Genomic DNA, 7,648 nt, shown 5'->3' on the forward strand with positions numbered 1-7,648 from the left:
TTAATCCAGTGTAAATTGCATACGATTAATTTGTCCACTTTCATCCAATAATAATAAATGATGCAGCCCTTTTTTTGAAACAGTAAGTGCCACTTTTTCGTCATTTAACGAATGAGCAACAATATCACCGTCTAAAAACCACCATTTTTGGCCATAACCACCTTGTAGGGTTAAATCAATCGTTACCTCTTTTTGACCTGGAGGCCGTTTAAGCAGTTGGTTATCTATTAAACCAATAATGGTCAACGGATAAAAAACATCATTACCAAATACCGGGCAATGCGGATCAATCGGTGGTAATAAAGCTTGTCTTCTTTCTTTTGGTAATAACCAATTTTCTAAGGCTATTGGCCATAGCGCAATGGCTTTTTTGTGAGCATTCGGGCAATCAGATGCAACCCGTTCTCCATGCTCATTAACCCAAATATTTATCCAACCGGAACGATAGATATTATTGTTAAGCACACTGAGCGTATCAAGGGTTGGAGGTACCATATTATTGAAAATCCATGCAGTTTTTTGACGATGACAATTTTCGTCGTTGATGTCTAATATTTGTCCGGAAGGCCAACAAATTTTTTCAGCGGTTACCGAATCAGGCTTTTCCATAACCGGCAAAGGACGATTAAGCCGACGCTCTTTATTTAATAATAGGGTGTTTACCTGTTGTAAAATTGGAACGGCTGTCACTGAACCATATTGTCCAGCAACAGGTGTTCCGTCAGGGCGCCCTACCCATACGCCAATAATGTAACGAGGATTAACCCCAATCGCCCAAGCATCACGATAACCATAGCTAGTACCGGTTTTATAAGCTATCAGATTATTATTGACTAACATCTGTTTGGTGATCCAAGCACTACCGTCACCAATTAATGATTTTTCTATTAAAGGCTCGGTTTGTGTAAAACGTAGTGGGCTGACCTTTCCATGACGAACAAAGGCACTATAAGCACTAACCAAATTTTCCATTTTTAATGATGCACCACCTAAAATGTAGGAGATATTGGGCGTTTTACCAACCGATTCTAGCGGTAAACCAACACTTGCCAGTTTACTTGCAAAACGTTTGGGTCCATATAATTCAATTAGCTGTACCGCAGGTAAATTTAGAGAATTGGTCAGTGCATCTGTCGCACTAACCGGCCCATAAAAATCTTCGTCAAAATTAGTGGGACGATAATCTGAGGTGATCCTAGGCACATCTTGTAATAATGAAGCAGAGTGGATCATGCCTTCATCAATAGCCATTGCATACATAAATGGCTTTAAGGTAGAGCCAGGTGAGCGAAGCACTCTTATCATATCAATCTGCCCAAATCGCTCCTTATCATTAAAATCAGCGGAGCCAACATATCCTTTCACCGACATATCAGTATGATCAACCACTAAAATGGCCAATGAGCTTTTAGCTGCTAGCTGCCTTTTACGGTTACTAGCAATATCTTCAAGATTATACTGTAGAGTAGAGTCAATAGTTGAATGGATAATATTATCATTAGGATATTGTTGACTCAGTCTTTGTGCTAACAATGCCGCAAGGTGTGGGGCTTGACGAGGATAAACCCACACTTCATTTTTTCGTACTTGCTCTATAATTTCCGGTGACCAAACCTGATATTCTAATAATCGATCCAGAACTTTATCACGCGCTTGCTTTGCTCTTTGTGGGTATCTGTCAGGTCGTAAACGACTAGGTGCTTGGGGCAATACAGCCAATAAAACCGCCTCGCTGCGGGTTAATTGTTTGGGTTGCTTGCCAAAATATGACCAACTAGCCGCACCTATTCCTTCAATCGTTCCACCATATGGCGCATGGTTAATATATAGAGTTAAGATCTGTTTTTTACTGTAGTGCCATTCTAATTGTAAAGTGCGAAAGATTTGTTGTAACTTCCCCATAAGTGTACGATCATGAGGGTAAAGCATGCGAGCGACCTGCATGGAAATAGTACTACCACCAGAAACAATCCTTTTATTGCTTATATTTTGCCAAGCAGCCCGAAATAACGAGATCGGGTTTATACCAATATGCTCGTAAAAATAGCGATCTTCATAATTAAGTAACACATCAAGATAGTAATCAGGAACTTCATCTAAGCTTATGTTATAACGCCAAATGCCATTTTCATCGGCAAATCGCCAAAGGGGTGTTTTATCTTGGGCAAGGATAGTTTGGGTGGTTTTGTTCTGCTCAATAGATAGCGGGAATAGATAATCAGCTACGATAAAACTAGCAAATAGAAAAAATAGTAATGAGAGTAAATAGCAAAATATTTTGAGCAGACGCTTTTTCATTATTGTTAAGATGTTTCAGGTTAGCACTACGTTTGAGTTATAACAAAACCGCCAACTTTCGTCGGCGGACAATCACGTATTTTATTGGGTTAAACCATACAAAACGTTTTATTATTTTATAGCTTAACTCTTATCATTTATTAGCCGAATTGCGTTCAACAATTGATATCAAATCTAACGATTTACCGATCGCAAAACGTTCTGGGCGATACATTGATTCAACATACGGATAAGGAATACCAAAATCACCAACCGTTACCGCTCTTGCTAAATAAACTATACGTTTTCGGTATTTATTTTGTTTAACATAATCACTGATTTCAACAGCAGCCACATACCTATCATCTCGGTATTGTTGATACTTAACATCGTTACTATCTTCACCTTTTAGTAAGTTAGCTAATTCCGGAATAGCCTGTAAATTAACACTACTATTAGCTAAGTTTTGATTTTCAAGCTCAAGACCAGCTGGTAGATAATCAACAATTAGCGCATCGCGAGTAGCCTCACGAGCGGTAACTTCTAACAAGACAACCATCATATCTCCTACCTTCAATTGAGTAGGCTTGATTTGATTACCTTTTAAATCATAGTATGAACGTTTGATTGTAAAGAAATCACTATCAGAGGTTGGTGCAGGAGCTTTTTTACCGAAACCTGAAACAGTCAATTTAATATAAAGTGGATCTGCACTATTTTGATTAGTCACTGTTAAACCATTAGACAACCCACTAAAACCAAATGAACGGGATAACGCCTTATCTGAATCAAAGGATTGTTTGTTAATTTTCACTTTAAATCCTTGGGCGCTTCTGTGTTGTTCTATTGACCAACCAGCAATAAACAGTGCATTGAGTTCTTGAGTTGAAAAATAACGTTTATCATTTAATAAAGAGGATAAATAAAATAGATAGTCATCTTGTCTATCTGTATTTAAATTGTTTTCAGTCAGTAATGAAATAAGTAAGGCTATATCGCGAATTTCACTACTATAATCACCTAACCAATCTTCTTGTTTATCATAATTAATATCAAAGGCTTTAGGCATCAAATCACTATAGATATTTTGAAAACCAGCCAATTTTGCCGACAATGCTAATTGAGCAACAGGTAATGGAGAGACGATATTTATCTCATTATTTTCAACTTGTTGTGCCATATGTAGGATTTCATTACGTACAGCAGAAGTAATATTATTTTGTTTAGCTAGCACCATTATTGCATAAGCTTTAATAGCAAATTGAGTATATCCAAGCGTTTCACTATTATCATAATAACTTTGTAGATTAGTAAATGCATTTGCATTGTAAACATACTGGCCGATACGATCGATAGCTAACCGCAATGCGGAATCATTAACTTGAAAACCTCGCTCTCTTGCTTGTAGTAAAAAGTCAGTTGCATATACAGTAAGCCAATATTCTTCATCACTTTCGTTGCTCCATAGTCCAAAACCACCATTATTTCGTTGCATAGATAAAATACGAGAAATACCTGTTTGGATCTTGTTATGACGAATTGCATCTGTATCACTTTTGATACCTAGCGCAGTGAGTTGATCATGATTAGCATACAGTGACGGATATAAACCACTAATTGTCTGTTCTAAACAACCATAAGGGTAAGCGAACAAACTTTTAATATATTGAGCAATATTTAGTGGTGGTTGATTAGAAACAACTAATTTACCTTCTACGGTATTATCGATTAAATCAGAAAGATCTGCTGGTGTGAACTTCCAATTTTCACCGCTATTTATCGCCACAGCATAATTTTTAGAGGTTAAATTATAGGCAGGTCTAACGCCTATATCCCATGAACGTTTAATTGGATAATTAGAGCCATCTTCTAATACGATACCTTTGACATCAACTGTAACGGTTCCTTGACCATAACCATAATCAGCAATCACCGGCAATTGAATAATTTGTCTTTGATTGCTATTAACCGTTATTGTTGTCGATGTCTTATTCATTTCTTGATGAAGTAATCCATTGGTGGTGACATTTAGTTGTAGTGTCTGTTTTCGGTCTGTCAGATTGTTAAGATCTAAAGCTAAGATCGCTTTATCACCACCGGATAAAAATCTAGGTACGGTTAATTCGGCAATAACCGGTGAAGCTACAATCATAGTTTGTTCGGCTTTACCAAAACGATTATCATCCCATGCTTGCGCCATTAAACGTAATTCACCATTGAAGTTTGGTAAAGTAAGATCAATTACGCCTTCACCCTCTTCATTTAATTGAATAGTCTCTAGTTGCTGTGCCACAATAGTGACATTATTCAATGGTTTTCTACCAGACTCCATCGCATCACCGCCAAAACTCATTTCAACAGTGCGTCCTGAACCTTCAATCAATTTGCCATATACATCAAATAGATCGACATTATAACGTTTACGACCTAAAAAGGCGCTGTAAGGATCGGGGGTGGCAAACTTAGTGATATTCAATACACCTGAGTCAACTGCTGATACAAGTACCGTTACTTTCTTATTTTTTTCAATTAATTTCTTGTCCAGTTTAACTTTAACTGGAATGGTTTTTTCGGGTTCAGTTTTTTTCGGTACATCAATGGTAAGGTTAAGTTGACGATCGCTGGTATCAATAGGTAGGTAAAGCAATCCGATAGCTCGTTTAATGGTTTGCACTGCTGCATCAGTTGACGGACGAATTATCATGGCATTGATATAAATGTCATGACGTTGCCAATTTTCAATAGGGATCTCAACGTCAAGTCCATCTTCATCAATGGTGATATCTTTTTTCCATAACATACCATCATTGGTTTCCAAAGAGATGTAACCCGAGCCGGCAACAGGTGCTTGTACGTGTACTTTGGCAGTATCACCCGGGTTATATAAAGTTTTATCGATGCTTAATTTGACCTGATCTGGATGAACAGAATTGGTACCATTGGTATTATCTTCCCAATCATAACCACTCCAAAAACGCACACTACTAATGATATTACTTCGGGTATCAACGACTTCTATTCGATAAGAACCATAGTTATCCGGTTGATAACTCACTTTAGCAGTGCCATCTTTAGCAATTGATAATTTCTCTTCGGATAAAGTAAAATCTTTTTCGTTATATTCTTGTCGCCAACCGTTATTACTTGACCAAGTCCAATAATAATTACGACGCTCACGTACGATCCGCGCTTTCAAATTATCGGTTGCCAATTTTTGTCCTTCCAAATTGATATAGGCAATTTCAAATTCTGCCGTCGCACCTTTGTCTATGATTAGTCGATTTTCATAAGCATCTGATGACCAATTATAATAATCTTGCTCAGAAAACAGCGCTCGTATTGCTGGCATTTGACTAGCCGGCCAAATAGTTTGACTAGCATAACGGGTAACAGGTCGGCCTCCAGAATCGAGTAAACTGGCTTGTAATACAATTTTAAACGGTGAATGTATAGAAGACCAATTATCACTAGCAATTTTTACTTCGCCAATCCCTTTATTATCAAGTTTTTGTTCCACCGGATCTAATTGTTGATCTAAATGAATATCGGTTACCCGGCCAATTTTGAAGTCTGATAATCCCGGAACTGAATCCACTTTTTTCATATAAAGATTACCATCGAGATTATTGCCTGATGCTGGCGCACCATAAAGATACCAACCTTTAACATTAAAACTGATATCTTGACCAACTAAGATAGGATTTGTTGACGGTACATTAATTTCCATTGCCATACGTTCAGGTAAAAACTCTTCGACCTGAAAATAAACTTGTTGATAGTTATCATCCCCTAGGTTAAAACGAAATGCCCACCTACCGGTAGCTGCATCAGTTGGAATTTCATATTGCCACTGATATAAACCATTTAAATCTGCATCAGGCCTTTCATGACCACTAGCTATCTTTTGTCCATCTGGGGCTAGAACTTCAATCATAATCGGTTGTTCTGGCAATAGTTGCCCGTCTGCATCTCGTAATAGAGCATTAAATGTAATGGTTTCTCCCGGACGGTATAAATCACGTGAGCCAAATGCAAACAACTGTTTTTCATGATAAGTGGAGCCGGTTAAATTAAACTCACTTAAATTTAGCGCATTGCGATCAATATTAACAAAAGAAGTTTGATGTCCATCACTGGCAGTAATAACGGAGTAATCCGCTTTGCTCGGTAGATCCATTTCTGCAAAGCCTTGAGCATCACTCTTTTCCGATATAGTTGAACAACTTTTTTTGTGATCAAATTGATTATATTGGCAATAGAATAAAGATAAATTGATATCACCCAGTGGTTTACCGTCATCAAGTGCATGGGTAATTAGCGTTAGCCTATCATCCTTATATTTATGCACAGAAATACCAATATTACTGATTGAGAACAAAGAAGCGTTATTTGATTCATTATAAGTGCCGGCTTCATTCATTATAGCAACGTAAACCCCTTCTTTTTGAAGCTCCGGAATTTTAGATAAATCAATTAATACTGTTTCTTGAGCATTACGTTTAGGATTAAGATCGAATCGGGATGAATAAACTAGATCAGCGTATTCATTCAACTTCTCAGATCGCCAACTATCTAGCCGATTAATTAAACCATAAAATCCAATAAAATCGGTTAACATGTCGGGTTTAATTTTGAAAAAGTTAACATCAACTTTATCCACATTGAGCGTTATCACCGGTAAACCAGTCATTGATTTACTTGGCAGTAATAATCCAGAGCTAGGAAATCCAACTAAAGGTTGACGATCTTGAGTGGTTATTTCAGTTTGGTAAACGGATTTTAAATGGCTACCATTAATCGCTTCTATCATTTTATCAATGGTTAATGTTAACTTACGTTTAGGCTCTAAAAAGCGATGTCTTAACTCTAAGCCATTATCAGACAACTCCCAAAAACCATCTACATTACCTGTTTCATTATCAACTAATCTAAGTAAATTTGAAAAATCAAGCTTGGGGTTGAGTGGCACCGAAAAGGTAACAATTAAGGTACTCGTACCATTAATTATCGCTTCAGAACTATCAAGTACGCTTAACTGTTTATTACGATATTTTTCAATCAATTCTGGGGTTGAACTAAATGTACTTTTAATTGGGGTTTGGGGATCATTTCTTTTTGAATTATTAGTTGTTTGTACTTTTGATTGATTTTCTGTTGGTGGGCTTGCTGACGTATCTTTATTTTTATCATCACAACCTAATAAGGCTAAGACCATACCTACTATAAATAATCGCTTAACTAATCCCATTATTTCACCCATACCTAATTGACGATTTCCTATAACCAAAAATTTATTATTTAATATATAGTTATATATACCCATTTTTATCGATATATTATGCACCTATAGGATCGTTTTAGCAAAAGAATC

The 7,648-nt window shown here is 36.9% G+C and carries 2 protein-coding genes; both read right to left on the bottom strand.

Translation table 11 applies throughout. The annotated features are described in order from the left end of the window. Positions 1 to 2,298, bottom strand: coding sequence for a penicillin-binding protein 1C (gene pbpC, locus A9G11_RS02860; RefSeq protein ID WP_065618025.1), 2,298 nt, complete (start codon positions 2,296 to 2,298; stop codon positions 1 to 3). Between the two features lie 133 nt (positions 2,299 to 2,431). Further along, positions 2,432 to 7,621, bottom strand: a complete 5,190-nt coding sequence (locus A9G11_RS02865) for an alpha-2-macroglobulin family protein (RefSeq protein ID WP_141674332.1) — start codon at positions 7,619 to 7,621, stop codon at positions 2,432 to 2,434. Positions 7,622 to 7,648: the final 27 nt, after the last annotated feature.

The sequence above is a fragment of the Gilliamella sp. wkB108 genome, from assembly GCF_001690195.1.
Lineage (GTDB): Bacteria > Pseudomonadota > Gammaproteobacteria > Enterobacterales > Orbaceae > Gilliamella > Gilliamella apicola_L.